This is a genomic window from Allobosea caraganae (assembly GCF_003351345.1).
In the GTDB taxonomy this organism is placed as follows: domain Bacteria; phylum Pseudomonadota; class Alphaproteobacteria; order Rhizobiales; family Beijerinckiaceae; genus Allobosea; species Allobosea caraganae.
The window spans coordinates 98444-123618 of sequence record NZ_QQTO01000019.1; the positions used below are offsets into that span (position 1 = coordinate 98444).

The 25175-nt window shown below is 67.7% G+C and carries 22 protein-coding genes and 1 other RNA gene; 14 read left to right on the plus strand and 9 right to left on the minus strand.

Translation table 11 applies throughout. The annotated features are described in order from the left end of the window. The first annotated feature begins 80 nt into the window (after positions 1–80). Positions 81–284 (plus strand): cold-shock protein, encoded by a 204-nt coding sequence (locus tag DWF00_RS08600; RefSeq protein ID WP_114827192.1) that lies wholly within the window; start codon positions 81–83, stop codon positions 282–284. Positions 285–333: 49 nt separating this feature from the next. Continuing rightward, positions 334–939 (plus strand): MOSC domain-containing protein, encoded by a 606-nt coding sequence (locus tag DWF00_RS08605; RefSeq protein WP_147283615.1) that lies wholly within the window; start codon positions 334–336, stop codon positions 937–939. Here the strand turns inward: DWF00_RS08605 and DWF00_RS08610 are convergent. Beyond that, positions 936–1799 carry a DMT family transporter gene (locus DWF00_RS08610; RefSeq protein ID WP_114827194.1) on the minus strand — a complete coding sequence of 288 codons (864 nt, stop codon included), beginning with the start codon at positions 1797–1799 and terminating at the stop codon, positions 936–938. The two genes, DWF00_RS08605 and DWF00_RS08610, sit on opposite strands and share 4 nt — an antisense overlap. A gap of 104 nt (positions 1800–1903) precedes the next feature. On the opposite strand from DWF00_RS08610, the gene DWF00_RS08615 reads away from it, so the two are divergent. The 5 genes from DWF00_RS08615 to DWF00_RS08635 all read left to right on the plus strand — a co-directional run bounded on the left by DWF00_RS08615 (position 1904) and on the right by DWF00_RS08635 (position 9607). Then, positions 1904–3307 carry an aminotransferase-like domain-containing protein gene (locus DWF00_RS08615; protein ID WP_114827195.1) on the plus strand — a complete coding sequence of 468 codons (1404 nt, stop codon included), beginning with the start codon at positions 1904–1906 and terminating at the stop codon, positions 3305–3307. A 190-nt stretch (positions 3308–3497) separates the two neighbouring features. Next, entirely contained in the window at positions 3498–4511 is a 1014-nt protein-coding gene (locus tag DWF00_RS08620; protein WP_114827196.1) for an ArsR/SmtB family transcription factor, read from the plus strand. After that, positions 4511–5422 carry a methylenetetrahydrofolate reductase [NAD(P)H] gene (gene metF / locus DWF00_RS08625; RefSeq protein ID WP_114827197.1) on the plus strand — a complete coding sequence of 304 codons (912 nt, stop codon included), beginning with the start codon at positions 4511–4513 and terminating at the stop codon, positions 5420–5422. The genes DWF00_RS08620 and metF overlap by 1 nt, the downstream gene beginning before the upstream one ends. Positions 5423–5426: 4 nt before the next feature. Continuing rightward, complete coding sequence (gene metH / locus DWF00_RS08630) at positions 5427–9182, plus strand: methionine synthase (RefSeq protein WP_114827198.1); 3756 nt, start codon at positions 5427–5429, stop codon at positions 9180–9182. Further along, entirely contained in the window at positions 9179–9607 is a 429-nt protein-coding gene (locus DWF00_RS08635) for a GNAT family N-acetyltransferase (protein ID WP_114827199.1), read from the plus strand. The genes metH and DWF00_RS08635 overlap by 4 nt, the downstream gene beginning before the upstream one ends. Before the next feature lie 52 nt (positions 9608–9659). Here the strand turns inward: DWF00_RS08635 and DWF00_RS08640 are convergent, their stop codons facing one another. From DWF00_RS08640 to DWF00_RS08670, 7 genes are all read right to left on the minus strand, one after another. Next, the gene (locus DWF00_RS08640) at positions 9660–11375 is read right to left on the minus strand and encodes a Na/Pi cotransporter family protein (protein ID WP_114827200.1); all 1716 of its coding nucleotides are present in this window, start codon (positions 11373–11375) and stop codon (positions 9660–9662) included. 263 nt (positions 11376–11638) lie between these two features. Next, entirely contained in the window at positions 11639–12616 is a 978-nt protein-coding gene (locus DWF00_RS08645) for a diguanylate cyclase domain-containing protein (RefSeq protein ID WP_114827201.1), read from the minus strand. Between the two features lie 111 nt (positions 12617–12727). Continuing rightward, a complete protein-coding gene (locus DWF00_RS08650; RefSeq protein ID WP_114827202.1) occupies positions 12728–13960 on the minus strand; it encodes an ABC transporter permease in 1233 nt (410 codons plus the stop codon). Further along, positions 13957–14706, minus strand: coding sequence for an ABC transporter ATP-binding protein (locus tag DWF00_RS08655; protein ID WP_114827203.1), 750 nt, complete (start codon positions 14704–14706; stop codon positions 13957–13959). Before DWF00_RS08655 ends, DWF00_RS08650 begins: the two co-directional genes overlap by 4 nt. Positions 14707–14716: 10 nt before the next feature. After that, entirely contained in the window at positions 14717–16381 is a 1665-nt protein-coding gene (locus DWF00_RS08660; RefSeq protein WP_114827204.1) for an HlyD family secretion protein, read from the minus strand. A gap of 112 nt (positions 16382–16493) precedes the next feature. After that, positions 16494–17282, minus strand: a complete 789-nt coding sequence (locus DWF00_RS08665; protein ID WP_114827205.1) for a peptidoglycan recognition protein family protein — start codon at positions 17280–17282, stop codon at positions 16494–16496. Then, on the minus strand, positions 17279–18028 hold the full coding sequence (locus DWF00_RS08670; protein ID WP_114827206.1) for a J domain-containing protein: 750 nt from the start codon (positions 18026–18028) through the stop codon (positions 17279–17281). Before DWF00_RS08670 ends, DWF00_RS08665 begins: the two co-directional genes overlap by 4 nt. Before the next feature lie 619 nt (positions 18029–18647). On the opposite strand from DWF00_RS08670, the gene DWF00_RS29375 reads away from it, so the two are divergent. Together DWF00_RS29375 and rnpB are read left to right on the plus strand one after the other, a co-directional pair. Beyond that, on the plus strand, positions 18648–19067 hold the full coding sequence (locus DWF00_RS29375) for a lytic transglycosylase domain-containing protein (RefSeq protein ID WP_181832455.1): 420 nt from the start codon (positions 18648–18650) through the stop codon (positions 19065–19067). 53 nt (positions 19068–19120) lie between these two features. Beyond that, an RNA gene (rnpB, locus tag DWF00_RS08680) (RNase P RNA component class A) lies at positions 19121–19512 on the plus strand. A gap of 212 nt (positions 19513–19724) precedes the next feature. Here the strand turns inward: rnpB and DWF00_RS08685 are convergent. Further along, a complete protein-coding gene (locus DWF00_RS08685; RefSeq protein ID WP_114827208.1) occupies positions 19725–20147 on the minus strand; it encodes an organic hydroperoxide resistance protein in 423 nt (140 codons plus the stop codon). Positions 20148–20336: 189 nt separating this feature from the next. Here DWF00_RS08685 and DWF00_RS08690 point away from each other — a divergent pair, with 189 nt between their 5' ends. The 5 genes from DWF00_RS08690 (at position 20337) to DWF00_RS08710 (ending at position 25170) form a co-directional block, all read left to right on the plus strand. Beyond that, positions 20337–20804 (plus strand): MarR family winged helix-turn-helix transcriptional regulator, encoded by a 468-nt coding sequence (locus tag DWF00_RS08690; RefSeq protein ID WP_114827209.1) that lies wholly within the window; start codon positions 20337–20339, stop codon positions 20802–20804. 690 nt (positions 20805–21494) lie between these two features. Further along, entirely contained in the window at positions 21495–21974 is a 480-nt protein-coding gene (locus DWF00_RS08695; RefSeq protein ID WP_114827210.1) for a division/cell wall cluster transcriptional repressor MraZ, read from the plus strand. Next, on the plus strand, positions 21971–23014 hold the full coding sequence (gene rsmH, locus DWF00_RS08700) for a 16S rRNA (cytosine(1402)-N(4))-methyltransferase RsmH (RefSeq protein ID WP_114827211.1): 1044 nt from the start codon (positions 21971–21973) through the stop codon (positions 23012–23014). Before DWF00_RS08695 ends, rsmH begins: the two co-directional genes overlap by 4 nt. A gap of 6 nt (positions 23015–23020) precedes the next feature. After that, positions 23021–23410 carry a cell division protein FtsL gene (gene ftsL / locus DWF00_RS08705; RefSeq protein ID WP_114827212.1) on the plus strand — a complete coding sequence of 130 codons (390 nt, stop codon included), beginning with the start codon at positions 23021–23023 and terminating at the stop codon, positions 23408–23410. Then, positions 23407–25170 (plus strand): peptidoglycan D,D-transpeptidase FtsI family protein, encoded by a 1764-nt coding sequence (locus tag DWF00_RS08710; RefSeq protein ID WP_114827213.1) that lies wholly within the window; start codon positions 23407–23409, stop codon positions 25168–25170. Before ftsL ends, DWF00_RS08710 begins: the two co-directional genes overlap by 4 nt. Positions 25171–25175: the final 5 nt, after the last annotated feature.

A 25175-nucleotide genomic window follows, 5' to 3' on the forward strand; every position in this document is an offset into this window, starting at 1 on the left:
GGTCAATCCTTCGAGGGCGGGACTTTTGCATGCTTGCATTCGGAGGTCTTGCACGACGCGGGGCTATAGAGGATGCGGCGATGGCGACCGGAACCGTGAAGTGGTTCAATACTGAGAAAGGCTTTGGGTTCATTCAACCTGCGGATGGCGGCAAGGATGTCTTCGTGCACATCACCGCCGTAAAGGAAGCGGGTATGATGACCTTGACCGAGGGGCAGAAGGTCTCGTTCGAGTTGAAAACCGAACGCGGCAAAACAGCGGCTGGTTCGCTGCAACTGCTCTGAACGCTTTGGGCCTGGCTGATTTTGTGACGATCGCATTACGGTTGCGACGATGACAGACGGCTTTGCCTGCGGCGCGGTCGCGGGTGTTTTCTCGGCTCCAGCCCTGCCGGCTGGTCCCCATTCTTTCCTCACAGTGGCTGCGGAGCGGCTGCTGCTCGACCAAGCCGGGATTCCCGGCGATTTGCATCATGGCGCCTCGCGATTGTCGGGCGCGCGTGAACCCTGGCTGCCGCGCGGCACCGTGCTCCGCAATGACCGGCAGCTATCGGCTTTGTGCCCGGTGGAGCTGGCCGAGGTCGCCGCTCGCCTCGGTATCGCTGAACTGCGGCCGGAATGGCTCGGCGGCAACCTCTCGATCGATGGCCTCGCCGCATTCTCGCGCATCGCACCGGGCAGCCGGCTTGCCTTTGGCGGCGCCTGGGCCGGGAAGGGCCGCTTCGATGGCGGCGCGGTGCTGCGGGTCGAGGCCTATAACTTCCCGTGCCGGCAGGCCGGGCGGGCGGTGGCCGATGCCGCAAGCAGGCCGGGCCTCGAATTCGCCTTCGTGAAGGCGGCGGCCGAGCTGCGTGGCCTCGTGCTCTCGGTCGATCGCGCCGGGCCGATCATGGTGGGTGATCCGGTCTTGGTCATGCCGCCGACCTTGCCGCGCAGCTAGCGCGCAAAGCGCCTGGCACCGGCGACGCAGAGCGCGACGGCGGCCGCGACGGCGATCATCGGCCAGCTGACCGCCTCATGCAGCAGGCCGGCTGCGAGCATCAGGCCGAAGAAGGGCTGAAGCAGTTGCAACTGGCCGACCGTCGCGGTGCCGCCTTGCGCCAGGCCGCGATACCAGAAGACGAAGCCGATCAGCATGCTGAACAGCGAGACATAGGCGAGGCCGATCCAGGCGGGTCCGCCGATGCCGGAGAGCGTGGCCGGCATGGTGAAGAGGCTGAGCGCGCCCATTACCGGCAGCGACAGGACGAGCGCCCAGCAGATCACCTGCCAGCCGCCGAGCCTGCGCGAGAGCGCGGCGCCTTCGGCGTAGCCGAGGCCGCAAATGACGATGGCTGCGAGCATCAGCAGGTCGCCTACGGGCGAGGCGGTGAAGCCCTGCGCCATGGCGAAGCCGGCGACGAGCGCGCTGCCGAGGCAGGAGAACAGCCAGAAGGCCGGGCGCGGCCGCTCGCCGCCGCGCAGCACGCCGAAGATCGCGGTCGATAGCGGCAGCAGGCCGATGAAGACGATCGAATGGGCCGAGCTGACATGTTTCAGCGCCAGCGCGGTCAGCAGGGGAAAGCCGACGACGACGCTGATCGCCACGACGACGAGCGGCAACAGGTCGCCGTGCGCCGGGCGCTTCTGCCGGAAGGCGAGCAGCAGCGCGAGCGCGAGCAGGCCGGCAATCGCGCCACGCGCCGCGGTCAGGAAGACCGGGTCGAAATCGACCACGGCCACGCGCGTCGCCGGCAGCGAGCCGCTGAAGATCAGCACCCCGAGAAAGCCGTTCAGCCACCCGCTCGTCGTCTTGTCCATTCAGGGCACTCCGTCTCCGGCCTGCTTTGACTGTGGGGCGCGATCTTTCTAGAGACGGTTTTGGACAGTTTAGGCAAACTGTGCTGCTCGTGGAGGCGATACAGATGGCCGATCACCTCATGCACGACAATGATGACGGCACGCTCGTCGACCAGGTCATGCAGACGGTCCGGCAGCGCATGGCCGGGCGCGCCCTGCTGCCCGGCGCCAAGCTGCCCTCGATCCGCGGCCTCGCCTCGAGCATGGGTGTGTCCAAATCGACCGTGGTCGAGGCCTATGACCGGCTGGCGGCGGAGGGGGCGATCCGGCCGAAGCGCGGCTCGGGATTCTATGTCGCCGGCCGCTTGCCACCGCTGTCGCTGGCCGAGATCAGTCCGCGGCTCGACCGCGCCGTCGATCCGCTCTGGGTTTCGCGGCAATCGCTGGAGGCGGGGGAGGGGGTGCTGAAGCCGGGCTGCGGCTGGCTGCCGGCCTCGTGGCTGCCGGAGGAGAGCCTGCGCCGGTCGCTGCGCGCGCTCGCCCGAGCCGATGCCGCCACGCTTGCCGATTACGGCACGCCGCTCGGCCTGCCGGCGCTGCGCCATCTGCTCTCCCGGCGCATGGCCGAGCATGGCATCGAGGCTGCGCCGGAGCAGATCATGCTGACGGAATCCGGGACGCAGGCCATCGACCTGCTCTGCCGCTTCCTGATCGAGCCGGGCGACACCGTCGTGGTCGACGATCCCTGCTATTTCAACTTCCACGCCCTGCTGCGGGCGCACCGGGCCAAGATCGTCAGTGTGCCCTATACGCCGTCGGGACCCGATGTCGCGCTGTTCGAACAGGTGCTGATCGAGCACCGGCCGCGGCTCTACATCACCAATTCGGCGCTGCATAACCCGACTGGCGCGACGCTCTCGCCGGTCATGGCGCATCGCCTGCTCAAGCTCGCCGAGCAGGCTGGGCTGACGATCATCGAGGACGACATCTTCGCCGATTTCGAGCAGGAGCCGGCGCCGCGGCTCGCCGCCTTCGACGGGCTGGAGCGCGTCGTCCATATCGGCAGCTTCTCGAAGACGCTCTCGGCCTCGGTGCGCTGCGGCTTCATCGCGGCGCGGCCTGACTGGATCGAAGGGCTGAGCGATCTGAAGATCGCGACGAGCTTTGGCGCCAGCCGGCTCTCGGCCGAGTTCGTGCTCGGCGCGCTCAAGGACGGGACCTACCGCAAGCACATGGACGGGCTGCGCGGCCGGCTCAGCCGCGCGATGGGCGAGACCGCTGCGAAGCTGAAGACGATCGGCATCGAGCCCTGGATCATGCCGCGCGCCGGCATGTTCCTCTGGTGCCGGCTGCCGGAGGGGCTCGATGCCGGCGAGATCGCGCAGCGCGTGCTGGTGGAGGGCATCGTGCTCGCACCCGGCAACGCCTTCAGCCTGTCGCAATCCGCAGGCCGCTTTTTGCGGTTCAACGTAGCGCAATCCGACGATCCGCGGATTTTCCATGCTCTGGAAAAGGCCATGCGGCAGTGATTTGAGGGCTAGCGAAAGGCCGCCATCGTCATTGCGAGCGCAGCGAAGCAATCCAGGGGGACTGCGCGAGACCCCCTGGATTGCTTCGTCGCTGCGCTCCTCGCAATGACGGGGAGGGCTTGCACGATCCACTCTTTTGACATAAAGATATCTTTATATGTTTTTCTGAATTTTGCGGGAGATCGAGCCTTTGCGCCAGCCCACCACGCTCTCCTCGGCCTCCTTGCTTGCCGGCCTGCGCGCAGCCGGCGAGGAGACGCGGCTGCGGATCGTGGCGCTGCTGGCCGAGGGCGAGCTTTCGGTCTCCGATCTCACCGACATCCTGGGCCAGTCGCAACCGCGCATCTCGCGTCATCTCAAGCTTCTCGCCGAGGCCGGGTTGGTGCGGCGCTATCGCGAGGGCGCCTGGGCCTTCTTCCGGCTCGATGAGGCCGGTGCGGGCGGCGCTTTCGCGGCTTCGCTGGCGGCCTGGCTTGACCGGGACGATCCGGAGCTGGTGGCCGATCGCGAGCGGCTGGCTGCGGTGCGGGCGGCGCGGGCGGAAGCCGCGCAATCCTATTTCGCCAGCGTGGCGCGCGACTGGGACAGGCTGCGCTCGCTGCATGTGCCCGACGATGCCGTCGAAGCCGCAGTCGAGGCCGCCGTCGGAGAGGGCTCGCCGGGCGCGATGCTCGATCTCGGCACTGGCACGGGGCGCATGCTGGAGCGGATCGCGCCAAAATTCGGTCGGGCCGTCGGCGTCGATGCCAGCCATGCCATGCTCGCGGTTGCCCGGGCCAATCTGGAGAAGGCTGGTCTTGCGCGGGTCGAGCTGCGCCAGGGCGACATCCATGCGCTGCCCTTCGCGCGCGGCTCGTTCGACCTCGTCATCATCCACCAGGTGCTGCACTTTCTCGAAGACCCCGGCCGGGCGCTGCGCGAGGCGGCGGCGATGCTGGCTCCGGGCGGGCGGCTGATCGTGGTCGACTTCGCCCCGCACGAGATGGAGTTCCTGCGCAGCGAGCACGCGCATCGCCGCCTCGGCTTCTCGCGGGCGCAGATCGCCGGCTGGTTCGCTGAGGCCGGTCTCGCCTGCGACCTCTCGGACGAGGTGACTGCGGCCGGCGGCGGCACCAGCCAGTTGTCGGTAATGCTCTGGCGCGGTCGCGACCGCCGCCAGCAAGGTGATTTCCCGTTGCGCCAGACCCAGTTCGAGGTGGCCTGATGAACGCGTTCCGCCCCAGCCGCCACGGCTCGCGCCGTCCCCGCGTCTCCTTCGAGTTCTTCCCGCCGAAGACGCCGGAGATGGAGCTTGCGCTCTGGGAGAGCGTGCGCCGGCTCGAGCCGCTGAAGCCCTCCTTCGTCTCGGTGACCTATGGCGCCGGTGGCTCGACGCGCGAGCGCACCCACAACACCGTCAAGCGCATGGTCGAGGAGACCGGCCTGAAGCCGGCAGCGCACCTGACCTGCGTCTCCGCCTCCTGCGCCGAGGTCGATGAGGTCATCCGCTCCTATTGGTCGGCGGGGGTGCGCCATATCGTGGCGCTGCGCGGCGATCCGGCCGGCGGGCTCGGCACGACCTATGAGCCGCACCCGCAGGGCTATCACCAGACCTCCGATCTCGTCGCCGGCATCCGCAAGATCGGCGATTTCGAGATCACGGTCTCGGCCTACCCGGAGAAGCACCCGGAGGCCGGCTCGCTCGATGCCGATATCGACGCTCTCAAGAAGAAGGTCGATGCCGGCGCTACCCGGGCGATCACCCAGTTCTTCTTCGATAACGACGTCTATTTCCGCTATCTCGACAAGGTGCGGGCGAGGGGGATCGACATCCCGATCCTGCCCGGCATCGTGCCGGTCCAGAACTTCAAGCAGACGGCGAATTTCGCCTCGCGCACCGGCGCGAGCGTGCCGCAATGGCTGGCCGACCGCTTCGAGGGGCTGGAGGACGACGTCGCGACGCGCCGTCTGGTCGCGGCAGCGGTCTGCGCCGAGCAGGTTCTCGACCTGATCGACCGCGGCGTCTCCGACCTGCATTTCTACACGATGAACAAGGCCGACCTTGTCTATGCGATCTGCCATCTGGTGGGCCTGAAGCCCGACAAGAACGTGCAGCAGCAGGCGGCTGCGGAGTAAGACTATGAGCGACTACCAGCCTAAATCCGTCGACGGCGCCGAGGTCGAGCGCGCGCTGCGCCAGGCCGCCTCCGAGCGCATCCTCGTGCTCGATGGCGCGATGGGTACGCAGATCCAGGACCTGAAGCTCTCCGAGGCCGAGTTCCGGGCCGAGCGCTTCAAGGGCTGGAACCACGACCTCAAGGGCAATAACGACCTGCTGGTCCTGACCCAGCCCGACGCGATCCGCGACATCCACCTGGCCTATTTCAAGGCCGGCGCCGACATCGTCGAGACCAACACCTTCTCCTCGACCGCGATCGCCCAGGCCGATTACGGCATGGAGGCGCTGGTCTACGAACTGAACGTCGAATCCGCGAAGCTGGCTCGCGAGGCGGCCGTGCTGGCTGAGAAGGCCGATGGCCGCCGCCGCTTCGTCGCGGGCGCGATCGGCCCGACCAACCGCACGCTTTCGATCTCGCCCGACGTCAACAATCCCGGCTTCCGCGCCGTGACCTTCGACCAGGTGCGCGATTCCTATGCCGAGCAGATACGCGGGCTGATCGATGGCGGCGCCGAGCTGATGCTGGTCGAGACCATCTTCGACACGCTCAACGCCAAGGCGGCGATCGTGGCGATCGAGGAGGTCTATCGCGAGCGGGGCATCCGCCTGCCGGTGATGATCTCCGGCACGATCACCGACCTCTCCGGCCGCACGCTCTCGGGCCAGACCACCGAGGCGTTCTGGAACGCGGTGCGCCATGCCCGGCCGCTGACTGTCGGCCTGAACTGCGCGCTTGGCGCGCGCGAGATGCGGGCGCATATCAAGGATTTGTCGCGCGTGGCGGAGACGCTGATCTGCGCCTATCCCAATGCCGGCCTGCCGAACGAGTTCGGGCTCTATGACGAGCGGCCGGAGGCGACCGCCGGCATGCTGGCCGAGTTCGCCGATGCCGGCCTCGTCAATATCGTCGGCGGCTGCTGCGGCACGACGCCGGGCCACATCCAGGCGATTGCGCAGGCCGTCGCCGGCAAGGCGCCGCGCAGCATTCCCTCGCCGAAGCCCTATCTGCGGCTGGCCGGCCTGGAGCCGTTCACGCTCGACGAGACGATCCCCTTCGTGAACGTGGGCGAGCGCACCAACGTCACCGGCTCGGCCCGGTTCCGCAAGCTGGTCACGCAGGGCGACTACGCCGCCGCGCTCGACGTGGCGCGCGACCAGGTCGCCAATGGCGCGCAGGTCATCGACGTCAACATGGATGAGGGCCTGCTCGATTCCGAGAAGGCGATGACCGAGTTCCTCAACCTGATCGCCTCGGAGCCGGACATCTCGCGCGTGCCGATCATGGTCGACTCGTCGAAGTTCCACGTCATCGAGGCCGGGCTGAAGACGATCCAGGGCAAGCCGATCGTCAATTCGATCTCGATGAAGGAGGGCGAGGCGGCCTTCCTCGACCATGCCCGCATCTGCCGCAACTATGGCGCGGCCGTCGTGGTCATGGCCTTCGACGAGAAGGGCCAGGCCGACACCTACGAGCGCAAGATCGAGATCTGCACGCGGGCCTACAAGCTCCTGACCGAAGAGGCCGGCTTCCCGCCCGAGGACATCATCTTCGACCCCAATATCTTCGCTGTCGCGACCGGCATCGAGGAGCACGACAATTACGGCGTCGACTTCATCCAGGCGACGCAGGCGATCCGCGAGAGCCTGCCGGGCGCGCATATCTCCGGCGGCGTCTCCAACCTGTCCTTCTCGTTCCGCGGCAACGAGAAGGTGCGCGAGGCGATGCACTCGGTCTTCCTGTACCATTGCATCAAGGCCGGCATGGACATGGGCATCGTCAATGCGGGCCAGCTCGGCAGCTATGACGATCTCGATCCCGAGCTGCGAGAGCTCTGCGAGGACGTCGTCCTCAACCGACGCAAGGATTCGACCGAGCGGCTGCTCGACGCCGCGCCGCGCTTCAAGGGCGACGGTTCGGTCGCGGTTTCGGCCAAGGACCTGGTCTGGCGCGAGAACCCCGTCGCGAAGCGGCTGGAATACGCGCTGGTGAACGGGATCACCGCCTTCATCGACGTCGATGTCGAGGAGGCGCGGCTTCAGGCCGACAAGCCGCTCCACGTCATCGAGGGGCCGCTGATGGCCGGGATGAACGTCGTCGGCGACCTGTTCGGTGCCGGCAAGATGTTCCTGCCGCAGGTGGTGAAGTCGGCCCGCGTGATGAAGCAGGCCGTCGCCTACCTGATGCCCTACATGGAGGAGGAGAAGCGCCTGAACGGCGGCTCCGAGCGCTCCGCCGCGGGCAAGGTGCTGATGGCGACGGTGAAGGGCGATGTCCACGACATCGGCAAGAACATCGTCGGCGTCGTGCTCCAGTGCAACAACTACGAGGTCATCGACCTCGGCGTGATGGTGCCGACGCAGAAGATCCTGGACACGGCACGCAGGGAGAAGGTCGATATCATCGGGCTGTCGGGCCTGATCACGCCGTCGCTCGACGAGATGGTCACGGTCGCCTCCGAGATGGAGCGCGAGGGTTTCGACATCCCGCTGCTGATCGGCGGGGCGACGACGAGCCGCGTCCATACGGCGGTGAAGATCCACCCGGCCTATGATCGCGGCCAGACGGTCTATGTCACCGACGCCTCGCGTGCGGTCGGCGTCGTCTCCAGCCTGCTCTCGCAGGACCAGAAGCCGGCCTATGTCGAGGGCATCAAGACCGAATACGCCAAGGTCGCCGCTGCGCATCGCCGCTCGGAGGCCGACAAGCAGCGGCTGCCGCTGGCCAAGGCGCGCGCCAACGCCTTCAAGCCGGATTGGACGAACTATACGCCGCCGAAGCCGAGCTTCCTCGGCACACGGGTCTTCCGCACCTACGACGTCGCCGATCTCGTGCCGCTGATCGACTGGACGCCGTTCTTCCAGACCTGGGAGATGAAGGGGCGCTTCCCGGCGATCCTCGAGGACGAGAAGCAGGGCGAGGTGGCGCGCGCGCTCTGGGACGATGCGCAGGCGATGCTCAAGCGCGTCGTCGAGGAGCGCTGGTTCAACCCGAAGGCGGTGATCGGCTTCTGGCCGGCCAATGCCGTCGGCGACGACATCCGGCTCTATACCGGCGAAAGCCGGCAGGAGACGCTGACCACCTTCCACGGGTTGCGCCAGCAGCTCTCGAAGCGCGACGGCAAGCCGAACATGTGCATTTCGGATTTCATCGCGCCCGAGGGCATCGAGCGGCCGGACTACATCGGCGCCTTCGTCGTCACCTCAGGAGCGGAGGAGGAGCGCATCTCCGAGCGCTTCGCCCGCGACAATGACGATTACCGCTCGATCATGGTCAAGGCGCTGGCCGATCGCATCGCCGAGGCCTTCGCCGAGCGCATGCACCAGAAGGTGCGCACCGAGTTCTGGGGTTACTCGCCCGACGAGACGCTCTCGAACGAGGACCTGATCCGCGAGGACTATCGCGGCATCCGGCCGGCGCCGGGCTATCCGGCCCAGCCCGACCATACCGAGAAGGAGCAACTGTTCGAGTTGCTCCAGGCCGAGCGCCGCGTTGGCGTCAAGCTGACCGAGAGCTTTGCGATGTGGCCGGGCTCCTCGGTCTCCGGCCTCTATCTCTCGCATCCCGACGCATATTACTTTGGCGTCGCCAAGGTCGAGCGCGACCAGGTCGAGGACTATGCCGCGCGCAAGGACATGGCCATTCCTGAGGTCGAGCGGTGGCTGTCTCCGATCCTGAACTACGATCCGGTCTCCTATCGGCTGGAGGCGGCTGAGTGACTATACGCCCGGCGAAGCCGGCCGATCTGTCGCGGATCGGTGAGATTCGGCACGTCGTAATGGAGAATGCTCTGTCCGGTGCGTCCCAGGCCAGCGATGTCGAAGTTGCCTCGTGGTACATGGATCAGGCGATCTTCCTCGTGAGCGAGAAGGATGGCGAGATCGCGGGGTTCACCTGCGCCAATCGTCAGACCGGCCATATCTGGGCGCTCTTCGTCGATCCTACACTTGAAGGGCGCGGTCACGGCCGGGCCTTGCTCGATGCCGCACTGGCCGATCTCGTTCGGTTCGGCCGCCGACAGAGCAGTTTGACGACCGGGGCAGGCACTCGGGCAGAGCGCTTCTACCGGCGCCATGGCTGGCAAAGCATGGACCGGACGCTCAACGGGCAAGTCGCATTCACCAAGGCGCTCGTCCCCCAATAGCAAACGGGCCGCCCACAGGGCGGCCCGTCTCGCTTTACGCTCTACTGAACGATCAGGCCGGTACGGCCGCGCCGCTGAGGCCCTCGGAGCCGCGCTGCTGCTGGGCCGAGGCGCTGGCCGGGACGTTGCGCGAGACCGTCTTGCGCTCGGCGTCGATGCGCTCGACCAGGTAGAAGGCGCGCTCGGCGCTGCCGAGCAGGGCGAGGATGGCGCCGCGCTCGATCCAGGGCAGCTCCGCCCCGAGGCGCAGGCAGCGCTCGCGCAGCTGAAGCAGGCCGGCGAGGCGCGGCTCGGCCTCGGCAGTCACAGGCGGGTTGGCCTGGTCGATCGGGATGATGGCGCGCAGCGCGTCGGAGACCTGATCGACGAGTTGGTCGACCAGAACCCGGGCGTGCTCGCCGAGCGGCTGGCGCTCGACGCGCCGCGCGATCTGGTAGAGCGTCTCGCCAAGGCTGGCGGTGTAGTCCTCTTCCTCGATCAGGCTGGCGATCAGGTCGGCCCGGGCATAGGGCATCTCGGCCGCGAACATGCCGGAGGTGTAGGAGCGGATCTCGCGGTTGAGGATGTCGATCGCGGCATAGTGCTCCTCGACCTTGTCGGGGGCGTTCTCGGCGCCCTTGGCGATGTCGAGGAAGAGGCGGGCGGCTTCGAGGTAGCGCCCGGTCTCGCGTTGCACCGCGGCGACGCCGACGGCCGGATCAGCCGCTGCGCCCGGAACCAGGAAGCGCGGCTGCGAGTAGTCCTCGACATCGTCGAGATGCGAGGCGCCGACCTTGAGCAGCACGCGCTCGAAGACGCCGACGAAGGGGAAGAGCAGGACTGTGTTGAAGATGTTGAAGAAGGTCGAGTAGAGGCCGATCGCCACCGGGATGAGCGGATAGGTCTCCTTGCCGTCCTTGATGACCGGGATGCCCGGGTTGCCGCCGAACCACTGCATGGCCCAGGTCAGCACGTCCATCGAGACGAAGAAGAGCGGTATCGTGATGGCGACGCCGATGATGTTGAAGGAGATATGGGCGTAGGCCGCGCGCTTGGCGTTCTTCGAGAGGTTGAGCGAGGCCATCCACGAGGTGACGGTGGTGCCGAGATCGGCGCCGAGCGAGAAGGCGACCGCAGTCTTCCAGTCGAGGATGCCGGCGGCGCCGAGACCCATGACGATGCCGATCGTGGCCGAGGAGGAGTGGATCATCGCGGTGATGCCGGCGGCGATCAGCACGCAGTAGAGCAGGGTGAGGTAGGTGTCGGCCTTGAGCGCCGAGATCACGCCCATGACTTCCGGCATCGAGCGCAGCGGGCGCAGGCCGCCGGTCATCAGGTTGAGGCCGTAGAAGATCAGCGCGAAGCCCATGCAGGCGAGCGCGATGTTCTTCACCTTGTCGGTCTTACCGAAGATGTAGATCAGCGCGAAGATGCCGGCGAGCAGCAGGCCGAGCGGACCGAGCGGCAGCGCGATCAGGCCGTTGCCCAGCGTCGTGCCGATATTGGCGCCCATGATCACGCTGATGGCGGGCCGCAAGCCGATCACGCCGGCATTGACCAGGCCGACGACCATGACGCTCATCGCAGTCGAGGACTGGATGATGCCGGTGATGAAGGTGCCGGCGATCACGCCCTTGATCGGGGTGCCGGCGATCTTGGCCAGAAGCGCGCGCATCTTGTTGACGGCGAGGTTCTGGATGCCGTTGCTCATGAATTCGAGGCCGAGCATGAAGATGCCCAGGCCACCGATGACAGGTACGATCACCTGCGTGAAAATATCGACTTGCATCTGATCCGCTCCGTGAAGGCTGCTCGATCAGGCATGAGAAATCCGACGCGGGACATTACTCCCACGGCCACGCAAGCAACGCCGACGTGACGCCGCTCACCTCTCACCCATCAGCCCGGTGCAACCTAGGCAGGCAGTGCGACAGACGGGTGACTATTGTGAAAGGCGATAGACTTTCGTCGTTCGTCCTTGCCCGGCGAACTGATGCGGTTCTCAGACTACTGCCGCAGGCTGATTTCGGACGGTGCGAGTTGCGCGGAAGCTCAGACGGGCAGCAAGACGCTGGCGGGAGGCGCAAAGGATAGCGTCTCGCTCAGGCCGCAATGCTGCAGCGGGTCGCCGAAGATGTGGAGCCGGTTGCGCCCGGCGGCCTTGGCGACATAGAGGGCCGAATCCGCCTCGGCGAAGCTCTGCGTCGGGTCGAGATACCGGCCCGGCTTCAGCATCGTCGCGCCGATCGAGGCGCTGAGCTCGATCTGCCGCCCGTTCCAGGCGACCGGGCGCGCCAGCGCCGCCAGCGCCTGGCCGAGCCGATGCCGGAGACAAGGCCAGCCGGCGGTCGAGCAGAGCAGCAGGGCGAACTCGTCGCCGCCGATGCGGGCGATCAGCAGCGCGTCGCTCAGCGTCGTCTCCAGCCGCAGCGCGACCTGGCGCAGGCAGGCGTCGCCGGCGGCGTGGCCGAGGCGGTCGTTGATCGGCTTGAACATGTCGAGGTCGATGATGGCGAGGACGCCGAAGGCCCCGCCACCGGCCGGATGGCGGCGCAGCTCGGATAGCTGCGTCTCGAAGGCGCGGCGGTTGGCCAGGCCGGTGAGCGGGTCGTTATAGGCGAGCTGCCGCAGGCCCTGCCACATCTGCTTCTCGCGGGTGATGTCCTGCTTGGCGCCGTGGATGCGGACGGGCCGGCCATGGCTGTGCGAAATGTCGGCGCTGAGGCGCATCCAGCGCTCGGCGCCGGCTGCCGTCGTGATGCGGGCGTCGAGGACGAAGCCCTTGCCGGAGCGGATCATGCCGGCGCGCAGGCGCTCCATCTCGGCGCGCGAGTCGTCATGGTAGAGGTCGACGGCCGAGGGCCGGTGCAAGGTCGAGCCGCGCGGCAGGCCGAAGAGGTCGTAGACGCCGTCCGTCCAGCTCAACTGCTCGGTCGCGAGCTCGCATTCCCAGGCACCGATGCCCGCCAGCAACGCTGCTTGATCGTAGAGGCGTCGGGCTTCGGCGTCGGATAGCGGCGTGCGGTTCAAATCTCGCCTCGTGCGACAGACGGCCGGCTTTTGGCCATGCCGTAACGTCAAAGACGCTAGTGCGAGAAAGATTAACGGAAGCTTGCGGCCGGTGAGGCCCCGGCGCCTGTGCTATTCCCGCCGCAGCGCCTCGATCGGGTCGAGCCGTGCCGCCTGGCGGGCCGGGTAGAAGCCGAAGAAGACGCCGATCATGCCGGAGACGCCGACCGCGATCAGGATCGTCTCGATCGAGACGACCGAGGGCCAGCCGGCGATGCGGGCGATGGTGAGCGCAGCCCCGATGCCGAGCGCGATGCCGACGGCGCCGCCGATGGTGGCCAGCGTCGTCGCCTCGATCAGGAACTGCGCCAGCACGTCACGCTGGCGGGCGCCTACTGCGAGGCGCAGGCCGATCTCGCGCGTGCGCTCGGTGACCGAGACCAGCATGATGTTCATGATGCCGATGCCGCCGACCAGCAGCGAGACGCCGGCGACGGCGGCAAGCAGCCAGGACAGGGTGTTGGCCGCAGCGGTCGCGGTGTTGGCGATCTCGGTCAGGTTGCGGACGATGAAGTCGTCATCCTGGTCCTCGGTCAGGCGGTGGCGCTGGCGCAGCAGGGCGCTGGTCTGCTCGATGCCGGGCGCGATGGCGTCCTCGCTGGCGAACTTGACCATGATGGTCTGGACCGAGCGGTCGCGGGCGTAGTTGCGGCCGATGATGCGGCGGCGGCCGGTGTCGAGCGGCACGAAGATGACGTCGTCCTGGTCCTGGCCCAGCGCCGACTGGCCCTTGGGCGCCATCACGCCGATGACCTTGAACGGCACGTTGCGGATGCGGAACTGCTGGTCGAGCGGGTTCTCCTCGCCGAAGAGGTTGCGCGCCACGGTCTGGCCGATGATGGCGACGATCTCGCCGCGGCGCAGCTCCTCCGGCTCGAACAGCCGGCCTTCGCCGACATCCCATTCGCGGGCGGTGAAGAAGTCGAGATCGGTCGCGGTGATCTGGGTCGACCAGTTGGTGCCGCCATAGACGGCCTGGGCGCGCGTGGTGATCACCGGGGCCGCGGCCAATACGTTCTCGACCTCGGCGACGACGGCGCGGGCATCCTCGTCGGTCAGCGTCGCGGAGGCGCCGGCCCCCAGCCTGACGCCGCCCTGGGTGACGTTGCCGGACTGGATGATGGCGAGGTTGGCGCCGAGCGACTTGATCTGGCTGGTGACGCGCTCGCGCGCGCCGGAGCCGATCGCGACCATGGCGATGACGGCGGCGACGCCGATGATGATGCCGAGCATGGTCAGGGCGGAGCGCAGCGCGTTGGCGCCGATGGCCGACAATGCCGAGCGGACGGCTTCCCAGATGCTCATTCTGCCGCCTCCGGTAGCGCATGGGCGAGATCGAGCGCAGCCAGCGCGGCGCGCGCGTCGGCGGGCTCCTGGCGCTGGTCGGAGAGCAGATGGCCGTCGCGGAAGCGGATGACGCGGCGGGCATGGCGCGCCACCTCGGCATCGTGCGTGACGAGGACGACGGTGACGCCCTCACGGTTGAGGTCCTGGAACAGGCCGAGGATCTCGAGCGCGGTGCGGCTGTCGAGCGCGCCGGTCGGCTCGTCGGCGAGCAGCAGGCGCGGCTCGTTGACCAGGGCCCGCGCAATGGCGACGCGCTGCTGCTGGCCGCCGGAGAGCTGCATCGGCCGATGATGAGCGCGGTCGGCCAGGCCGACGCGGGCAAGCGCTGCGAGCGCCCGCGCGCGCCGCGTCTTGCCGTCGACGCCGGCATAGACCATCGGCAGCTCGACATTGGCTGAGGCGTCGACGCGCGGCAGCAGGTTGAACTGCTGGAAGACGAAGCCGAGCTTGCGGTTGCGCAGTTCGGCGAGGCCGTCGCTGGAGAGCGTCTCGACCGCGACGCCGTCGAGCACGTAATGGCCGCCGGTCGGCCTGTCCAAGCAGCCGATCAGGTTCATGAAGGTGGATTTTCCGGAGCCGGAAGGGCCCATCACCGCGACGAGGTCGCCGGCCTCGATCTCCAGCGAGACGCGGTCGAGCGCGGTGACGCGGCCGGAATCGAGATCGTAGACCCGGCTGAGCTCGCGCGCTTCGATCAGGGCCATGGGCTCGGCCTCAGAACAGCCGCGGGCCGCGCACGGCCGGACGGCCGGCGGGTTGCTCGGGCGTGGCCGTGCTGCGCGGGCCGCCGCCGACGATGACCTGCGTGCCGTCCTTCAGGTCGCCGGAGACGATCTCGGTATAGGCGCCGTCGGTCGGGCCGAGCATGACCTGCACCGCCTTGGGCTGGTCGCCGTCGAGCACGTAGACCCGGCCGGGCACGGCCTGCTGGGCGGAGGGGCGGCCCTCCTGCATGATCGCCAGGAATTTTGCCTTGCGCTCGGGGTCGAGCACGGCGGCGATCTTGGCCTGCATCTCGGTGCGGGCGGCGCGGAAGGCGGCGCGGCGCTCGTCTTCGGAGAGCCCGGCCATGGCCTCGCGGCCGCCGGTGCGGCGCTCCTGCATGATGGCGGCGATAACCTGCTTCTGCTCGGCCGTGGGCTGGATTTCGGTCTCGATGCGCTCGCGCAGGGCCGAGGCCGCGCGGCCGCCATTGCGGGCCCCGCCGGGGCCGGCAGGGGAGGCGGTTGGCGCGGCGAGGGGGCCGGCGACGACGCCGCTGGGGCGGTAGCGCAGGGCAGCGTTGGCGACGCGCAGCGCGTTCTGGCGGTCCTCGGTCACGACCTGGAGGTTGGCGGTCATGCCGGGCAGCAGCGCCATGTCGGCGTTCTCGACGCGGACGACGCCGGTATAGGTCACGACGTTCGAGATCGTCTGCGCGCCGAGCCGGACCATCAGGACGCGGCCCTCGAAGGTGCGGTTCGGATAGGCGTTGACCGAGAAGGTCACGGGCTGGCCGGGCTTGAGCCGGCCGACATCGGCCTCGTCGATATTGGCGTAGATGTCGATCTCGCGCAGGTCCTGCGCGATCTGGAACAGCACCGGGGCGGAGAGGGAGGCTGCGACGGTCTGGCCGAGGTCGACCTGACGCTGGACCACGACGCCGTCGACCGGCGAGCGGATGTCGGTGCGCTGGAGGTCGATCATGATGTCGCTGAGCTTGGCGTCGCGGCTCATGATCAGCGCCTCGCCGGACTGGACCTGGCCCTCGGCGAGCGCGATGTCGGCGTCGAGCCCGCCGAGCTCGGCCTTGGCCGAGGCGAGCTGCGCCTCGTTTGAGGCGAGCGAGGCGGTCTGGATGTCGACCTGGGTGCGGGCGGTGTCGAAGGTCTGCTGCGAGCCGGCGCCGCGGTTGAAGAGCTCGCTCTGGCGGTCGAAGGTGCGCTTGGCGTCGGCGAGCTGGGCGGCGGTGCGGTCGCGCTGCGCCTCCAGGTCCTTGATGGTGGAGTTCGCCTTGATGCGAGCGGATTTGGCGCGGTCGAGCTGGGCGCGCTTGACCAAGAGATCGGCCTTGCTCTGGGCGAGGTCGGCGGCGGCGGCGTCGCGGCGGGTCTTGATCTGGTCGCTGTTCAGGCGCGCCACGATCTGGCCGGCCTTCACCTGCGAGTTGTAGTCGGCGAGGATCTCGACGATCTGGCCCGAGAGCATCGAGCCGACCACGACGGTGGTGGTTGGGGTCAGGGTGCCGGTGGCGCGCACGGCGGCGGTGATCTGGCCGCGGTCGATCGGCGCGGTGCGATAGGCGACGTCGCTGGCCGCCCCGCCCGTCGGCCGCAAGGTCCAGTAGCCGGCTGCCACGGCGGCGATACCGAGCCCGGCTGCTATCACCCATTTGCGCAAGTTGAGCGTCCTCCCGCGACCTGATCCGGCACGCTGCGAAACATGCCAGAATCCGAGGGTATAGGCGAGTTAACTTACTGCAATGTGCCGGTTAGACGACACTTGGCCCGGCTTACGCCGTACGCGAGGCCTGGGTCAGCGCCAGCAGGTCGCGCAGCGTGGTGATCGTCGAGGCGTCGGCGACGCCGTCGACCTTGTCCTGCCGCCAATGGCGCTGGAAGGCGGCGACGACCGCCTCCAGCTTCTCGTCGAAGACGCCATCGACCGCGACGCCATAGCCGAGCATGGCGAACATCGCCTGCAGCGCCTCGACCGGCTGGCCGCTCTCGCCGCGGGCGAAGAAGCGGCCGCCGCGGATCGGCGCGGGCTCGCTCCAGATGCCGACGCCGCCCTCGGCAAAGTGCCGCCAGGGGAATTTCTCGCCGGGGTCGATCTTGCGGCCGGGCGCGATGTCGGAATGGGCCAGCACGCGCTCGGGCGGGATGCTCCAGCGCTCGCAGATGTCGCGGCAGAGGTTGAGCGTCGCCCCGATCTGCTCCGGCGGGAAGTCGGGCAGGCCGCCGGGATGGCCGGGATTGGCGATCTCGATGCCGATCGAGCAGGAGTTGATGTCGGTCTCGCCGGCCCAGTGCGAGGCGCCGGCATGCCAGGCGCGGCGCTCCTCCGGCACGAGCTGGAGCGTGTGGCCGTTCTCGAAGACGAAGTAGTGCGAGGAGACCTGCGCCACCGGGTTGCAGAGCCATTGCAGCGCCTCGCCGGCCTCGGACATGCCGGTATAGTGCAGGATCAGCATGTCCGGGCGCCGGCCGAGGCTGCCGTCGGCGAACTTGCGCTCGCCATGGTTGGGCGAGGGGAAGATCTTGGCGGCGAAGCGGCTGTCGGGCGCGAGTGTCAGGCTCATACGGGCTCCGGCAAGGCGCGCACGCCAAGGCCGCGCTCCTTCTCGATCAGGTCCCAGGCGGCGTTGATCGCGGCCAGGCGGCGGGTGGCGATCGCCACCGCCTCCTGGGGCAGGCCGCGGGCGATCTGCCGGTCGGGATGGGTCTCGATGACGAGGCGGCGGTAGAGCTGGCGCAGCTCGGCATCGCTCATCTCGCGGCTGGCGCCGAGGACGAGATAGGGATCGTCGGGACGGCGCATGTGGCGCGCCTCGATCCGGGCGAAATCGGCTTCTCCCGTGCCGAAGATCCGCGCGACGTCACGCAGATAGGCATGCTCGGCCTCATGGATCGCGCCATCGGCGGCGGCAATCAGGAAGAGGCCGTCGAGCACGTTCTCGAGCAGGGCGGGCTCGTCCTTGAAGGCGTCGGCGATCTGGGCGGCGTAGGCCTCGAAGCCGGCGCTGGTCTGTTTGGCGAGGTCGAAGAGCTGCTCGATCCGGCCCTGCTGCTCGGGCGGGACCTTGACGATGCGGTGGAAGGCCGCGACCTCGTCGCGGGTCACGACGCCGTCCGAGCGCGCCATCTTGGCGGAGAGCGCGACGAGGCCGGTGGTGAAGATCAGCTCGCGCGGCGCCGGGCCGAAGGGCGCGCCCTCGCGGTCGACGAGCATGTGGCCGGCGAGAGCGCCGATGAGGGCACCGAGCGGGCCGCCCAGCGCAAAGCCGATGCCGCCGCCGCCAAGCGCCCCCCAGAAAGACGAAACCATCGTTCAGGCGCCTCCCGGCCCGGCCTGTGAGAAAAATCCCGGCATTGGACGCAGCCGGAGCTGGCGCGGGTAGCCGTGAGGGCAATCATACTAGTCGGCTGGGGCTTGAGCGCCAATCATGCGGCGCCCCGGGCCATTCGCCGCAGTCCAACTGCCTCCCCGTGCCGAATCTCTGCGGCGGAGCTGTGGCGAACCTTGCCGAAGCGCCACCAGTGCGACGGGCAAATGCGTCGGCAATGCGGCGATGATTTGGCGTCGCTTCGGCGCGGCGCCAAGACTGGGGCGCCCAAATGGTTCTGGCGCTCAATACATGATAATTACATAGGTGTGAATCGAGGCTAAACAAAAATTTCAACGAAATAGAGCTTAGTTTTATTTGTGGGATGGTCAGATTATCAACACATTTTCCCATCAGTTCGGTTGCCCCATCCATTCGCATTCCGAAGATTGGGACCGGTCGATCATGATATATACACCCCGCGGTAGAGCCGCTGCGCTTGCGATTTGCCTAGCGTCGTTGCAGACGGCGTGCACTGCTGTGAATGGCGAAACGGGCGCTGCGACTCCGCTTTCGGGAGAGGACCAGAAGGTCGCCCAAGAGTCCGATACGGCCAAGGTCGTGGGCAAGTCCCACCGCCGTCAGGCCCTGGCCGCTCCGGCAGGTTCGGACGCCGTCCGCGCGATCATCGCGCGCTACGCTGCAAATGAGGGCGTGCCCTTCGCGCTCGCCGACGCGGTCGTCCGGGTCGAGAGCCGCTACAATCCCCGCGCCGCCCATGCCGGCAATTTCGGCCTGATGCAGATCCGCCATCAGACGGCGCGCGGCCTGGGCTATTCCGGCAGCCCCAGCGGCCTGCTCGATGCCGAGACCAATGCCCGCTTCGGCATGAAATATCTGGCGCAGGCCTACCGGCTCGCCGGCGGCGATACCTGCCGCGCCATCATGAAGTACCAGAGCGGCCATCTGGCCACGCGGATGAGCGGCGCAAATCGGACATATTGTGCCAAGGTGCGGACGATCTCCGCGCAGAACTCATAAGCCGGGAACCGTCGCTTGACGCGAGCAGTGCGCCGGGCCACTTAGCCGGGCTGCCAGTCGGCCGGACGGCCGCTCTCGTTCGCGGGGGAGGAAAGTCCGGGCTCCACGGAAACACGGTGCCGGATAACGTCCGGCGGGGGCGACCCCAGGGAAAGCGCCACAGAGATCGAACCGCCTCGTGCTTCGGCACGAGGTAAGGGTGAAAAGGTGCGGTAAGAGCGCACCGCGGACCCGGCAACGGGGACGGCATGGCAAGCCCCACCGGGAGCAAAACCGAATAGGGACGATGCTCCTCCCGCAAGGGAGGAGGGGCCGGTTTCCAGGCCCGGTCGTCCGGGTTGGTTGCTCGAGGCGCGCAGTAATGTGCGTCCCAGAGGAATGGCCGTCACGTCGGGGGAGCGATCTCCCGGCCATCCAGAACCCGGCTTACAGGCCGGCTGGCACTCCATCTCTAAAAGCGAAACGGGCCGGGAGCGATCTCCCGGCCCGTTTGCGTTCATGCGTATCGGCGAATTCGAACCCTCGCCGTCATCCCGGGCTTGTCCCGGGATCCATCGTAAGGCTCTGCGCTCTACGATGGATCCCGGAGTTCCGCTTCGCTGCGTCCGGGATGACGGCGAGGTTCCGCCGCTTACCAGGTCGCGCTGTCAGCATGCCTCAGGCGACGTTGAGGTCGACCTCGATGTTGCCGCGGGTCGCGTCCGAATACGGGCAGACGATATGGGCCTTCTGGACGAGGTCCTCGACCACGGCCTTGTCGACGCCGGGGACAGAGATGGTCAGCTTCACGGCGATGCCGAAGCCCTTGCCGTCATCGCGCGGGCCGATGCCGACATCGGCGCTGACGCGGGCGTCCTCCGGGATCTTCACCTTCTCCTTGCCGGCGACGACCTTGAGCGCGCCGAGGAAGCAGGCGGAATAGCCCATCGAGAAGAGCTGCTCGGGGTTGGTGCCCTCGCCGCCGCCACCGCCGAGCTCCTTCGGCGTGTTCAGCACGAGCTTGACGTTGCCGGTGTCGGTCGCGGCCTGGCCTTCGCGGCCGCCGGTGGCGGAACCATGCGCGGTGTAGAGGATCTTCATGATGCGCTCCTGGGGTTTTGCCGGCGGATCTTCATCGATCCGCCCGGCGTGGGGTGTTGTGAACTTGCGATCAGCATATAAGTAGTGCACAATCTAATTGTCAACGACATAATTTCTCGCAATGAACCGGTTGCGCCGCACGGGCGTTCGGGCGATGTGCGAAGGGTGGTCAGAATGCGAAACGAAGCGATGACAAGGCCGGATGGTTCCAAGGCGCCGTTGCCGAAGGCGGATGAGCAGCTCTGCTTCGCCATCTATTCGGCGGGGCACGCCTTCACGAAGCTCTACCGCTCGGTGCTGGCCGATCTCGGCCTGACCTATCCGCAATATCTGGTCATGATGGTGCTGTGGGAGTGTGACGGCATCACCGTGAAGGCGGTCGGCGAGCAGCTCATGCTCGATTCCGGCACGCTGACGCCGCTGCTGAAGCGCATGGAGGCGGCCGGGCTGATCCGCCGCGAGCGCGACCGCGAGGATGAGCGGCAGGTCCGGCTGTTCGTGACCGAGGCGGGGCAGACGCTCGGCGACAAGGCGCGGTTGGTGCCGGAGAAGATGGGCTGCGCGATCGGCGGCTCGCCGGAGGAGGCGAGGCGGATGGTCGGCGAGCTTCACGGGCTGCGCGACAAGCTGCTGAAGGCGGCCGACGGCCTGGCTTGAGGCCCTCAGCCCTCATCCTGAGAGGCTGGCTCGAACTGTAGCGTGCGGTTCCAGGGATGTCTCATCCGGCTCAAACGCGCCGTCATCCCGGACGCAGCGAAGCGGAGTCCCGGGATCCATCGTAGGGCTCCGGCGCTCTACGATGGATCCCGGGACTGCGCTGCGCTTGCCCGGGATGACGGCACCGTTGTGCTCGATTCTTAAACCCTTGGAAGCAGGTGTTCTTTATCGGGCAGCCTCTGAGGAGCCGCGAAGCGGCGTCTCGAAGGGCGATCCAGAGAGCAGTGGAGCATCCTTCGAGACGCGAGCTGAAGCTCGTTCCTCAGGATGAGGGCTGAGGGTTGTCCGAACGCTTTCTGGCTTCGAAATAAATTCTTTGCTCCGAGCCGCCTGACCGCACGCCCGCGGTCATCCGAAAAACGCGGCGGTTACGGATACTTAACCTTAACGGGATGTGATGCGGCTTGGCTCCGGCGTCACCGCGTCGGGGCACTCGATTTCGTTGACGCCCATAATAACCCATGCTATCCCAAATCATCCCGTCGAAGCCGGCAGGCGAAATGCAGGTCAGGGTCCGTGTGCCGCGCGGATCTTGGCCCGTGCCAGCGCTTTGCCTGCTTCGATGGGAGGCCCTGATCCCGCCCTTGCGGCCGTTGATCGGGGAGGGTGAGTGCAGGCCGGGAGGCGGCGTTGACGGACCGCTTCGTCTCGAACTTCACCAACCGGCTCGACGCCAAGGGCCGCGTCTCGATTCCCGCGAGCTTCCGCGCCGTCCTGCTCAAGGATGGCTACGAGGGGCTCTACGTTCACCCCGCGCTCGATCTGGAAACGCTGGATGCCGGCGGGCACGCGCTGCGGGCCACGATCGACGACATCCTGTCGCGCTTCTCGCCGTTCTCGGACGAGTGGGAATCCCTGTCGACGGCGCTGAACGGCACGTCCGAAGTGCTGAAGGTCGATCCGGAGGGCCGCATCATGCTGAGCGAGACGCTGAAGGCGCATGCCGGCATCGGCGACGCCGTGACCTTCGTCGGGCATGGCCACAAGTTTCAGATCTGGGAGCCCGCGCGCTTCCAGGCGCATCTGGAGGCGGCGCGCAGCCGGCTGCGCGACGTCAAGCGGGCCTTGGGCTCGCAAACCGTGATTTCGTCGGGAGCGGCGGGTACATGACGGGCCATGGCAGCCGGGAGACCGGCACCATTGGCGGACCGGCTCGTCATGTGCCGGTGCTCCTGACGGAAGCCCTCGACGCGCTCGCGCTGAAGCCGGGTGGCCGCTATCTCGACGGCACCTTCGGCGCCGGCGGCTATGCGCGCGCGCTGCTCGAACGCGAGCCCGAGGCGACCCTGCTCGCGCTGGACCGCGACCCGACGGCGGTTGCCGGCGGAGCCGACCTCGTCGCGGCGATGGACGGCCGCCTGACGATTTCGCAGGCCCGCTTCGGGGAGCTGGCCGAGGAGGCCGAGCGCTTCGAGATGGCGCCGCTCGACGGCGTCGTGCTCGATATCGGCGTGTCCTCGATGCAGATCGACGAGGCCGAGCGCGGCTTCTCCTTCCGCTTCGACGGGCCGCTCGACATGCGCATGGGACGGCATGGGCAAAGCGCCGCCGATCTCGTCAACGAGGCGGACGAGGGCGTGCTCGCCGACATCTTCTACCATTACGGCGAGGAGCGGCGCTCGCGCGCCGTGGCGCGGGCCGTGATCGAGGCCAGGCGCAAGGCGCCGCTTTCAACCACCAAGCAACTGGCCGAACTCGTCGCCAGCGTCGTCTGGGCCGAGCCCGGCGGCGCCCATCCGGCGACGCGGGTGTTCCAGGCGCTGCGCATCGCGGTCAATGACGAGCTCGGCGAGCTGGTCCAGGCGCTGCACGCTGCCGAGCGGGTGCTCAAGCCCGGCGGCCGGCTCGCGGTCGTGACCTTCCATTCGCTCGAGGACCGCATCGTCAAGCAGTTCCTGACGGCGCGCTCGGGCCGCGCCCCGGCCGGCTCGCGCCATGCCCCGGTGACGGCCGCCCCGGTCGCGACCTTCAAGCTGGTGACGAAGGGGCCGGTCGCGCCGTCCGAGGCGGAGATGCGGGAGAACCCGCGCGCCCGCTCAGCCAAGTTGCGTGCCGCCGAACGCACCGAAAGCCCGGCCCGCCCGCCGGAGCCCGATCTGGTCGCGCTCGCCGGCCTCCCGCAACCGCAGCCGCCGCGCCGGAGATCGTAGAGCCGCATGATCAAGCTCCTGCATGTCATCGCAATCGGCGCGCTGGTCTCCTCGGCGCTCTATGCCTACACGATCAAGTACGAGACGACGCTCGAGACCGAGCAGCTCCAGAAGCTGAAGGCCAAGGCGCAGCGCGAACGCGACGCCATCGCCGTGCTCAAGGCCGAGTGGCAGTTCCTCAACCGGCCCGACCGGCTGCAGACGCTGGCCGAGCGCCATCTCGACCTCCAGGCCTTCTCCGTGTCGCAGGTCGTGCGCGCCTCGGACCTGCCCAATCGCGGGCCGAAGGTCGACGAGATCGGCCGCAAGCTCGCCGATCTCGGGCTCGGCCTGCCGACCGAGACCCCGAAGGACCGCAAGGCGCAAGGCGTCACCACGCCGGGAGGCCGCCCATGAGCGCAACCACCGAGGCCACGACTGACGGCTACGGCGAGGCCAAGCCGAAGCGCGGCCGCCTGAGCTTCCTGCGCGACGTCTTCCGGATGAGCGGCGAGAAGAGCCAGCCGCGCGTCGGCCTGGTCATCCTCGGCTTCTCCGCGCTGTTCATCGCGATCACGACGCGGCTCGTCATGCTCGCAACCATGCCGGCCGAGCAGGTCGGCCTGCGCCGCGCGACCTCGGGCGAGATCTCGGCGGCACGGCCCGACATCGTCGACCGCAACGGCACCGTGCTGGCGACAGACGTGCGCACGGTCTCGGTCTTCGCCGAGCCGCGCAAGATCTTCGACAAGGACGAGGCGACGGAGCTGCTCACCGCCGTCCTGCCCGATCTCGACGCCAAGGATCTGCGCGACAAGCTCAATACCAAGAAGGGCTTCGTCTGGGTCAAGCGCGAGATCACGCCGCGCCAGCAGGCCGAGGTGCACCATCTCGGCATTCCCGGCGTCGGCTTCGTGCCCGAGAACAAGCGCGTCTATCCGAACGGGCCGGCGGCGGCGCATATCCTCGGCTTCGCCAATGTCGACAATGTCGGCATCGCCGGCATCGAGAAGTGGATCGACTCGCAAGGCTTGCAGGACCTCACCGGCGCCGGGCTCGCGACCGAGGCCTCGGACCTGAAGCCGGTCCAGCTCTCGATCGACCTGCGCGTGCAGCACCTGCTGCGCGACGAGCTGATGAAGGGCATGGAGCGCTTCCGCGCCATCGCGGCGGCCGGCGCGATCATGGACGTGACGACCGGCGAGATGATCGCCTCGGTCTCGCTGCCGGATTTCGACCCGAGCAACCCGGTCGACGCCCATGACAAGGACCGGATCAACCGGATCAATGTCGGCGTCTACGAGATGGGCTCGACCTTCAAGGCGCTGACCGTGGCGATGGCGCTCGACTCGGGCAAGGCGACCATCAACTCGTCGTACTCCACGGCCGGCGGCATGATGCGCTTCGGCCGCCAGGTCATCAAGGAATACCACGGCACCGGCCGGACCCTGACCGTGCCGGAGGTGTTCCTGCATTCGTCCAACATGGGCTCGATCAAGATGGCGCTGTCGGTCGGCGTCGAGGGCCACAAGGCCTTCCTGCGCAAGATGGGACAGCTCGACCGGATGCGCACCGAGCTGCCTGAGAGCGCCGAGCCGATCGTGCCCAAGCGCTGGGGCGAGATCAACACGGCGACCATCGCCTTCGGTCACGGCCTCGCGGTCGCGCCGATCCAGGCGATGGCGGCGGTCGGCGCGCTGGTCAATGGCGGCAACTTCATCACGCCGACCTTCATCAAGCGCTCGCAGGAAGAGGCGCAGCGCCTGGGCGTGCGGGTGATCAAGCCTGAGACCTCGGAGGCGCTGCGCTACATCATGCGCCTCAACGGCGAGAAGGGCTCGGCCCGCAAGGCCGACATCCCCGGCTATTTCGTCGGCGGCAAGACCGGCACGGCCGAGAAGGTCATCAACGGCCGCTACGCCAAGAACCGCAACTTCACGACCTTCACGGCGATCGCGCCCTCGGACAAGCCGAAATACCTCTTCCTCGCGATCTACGACGAGCCTAAAGGCTATGCCGAGAGCGGTGGCTACTCGACCGCCGCCTGGAATGCCGGCGTCACCACCGGCAAGCTGATCGAGCGCGCCGCGCCGATCCTCGGCCTGCCGCCGCGCTTCGAACCGCCGGTCGCGCCCTTCCCGCTGATGGCGAAGCTGGGTGCGTGGGGCACGCGCTGACTTTC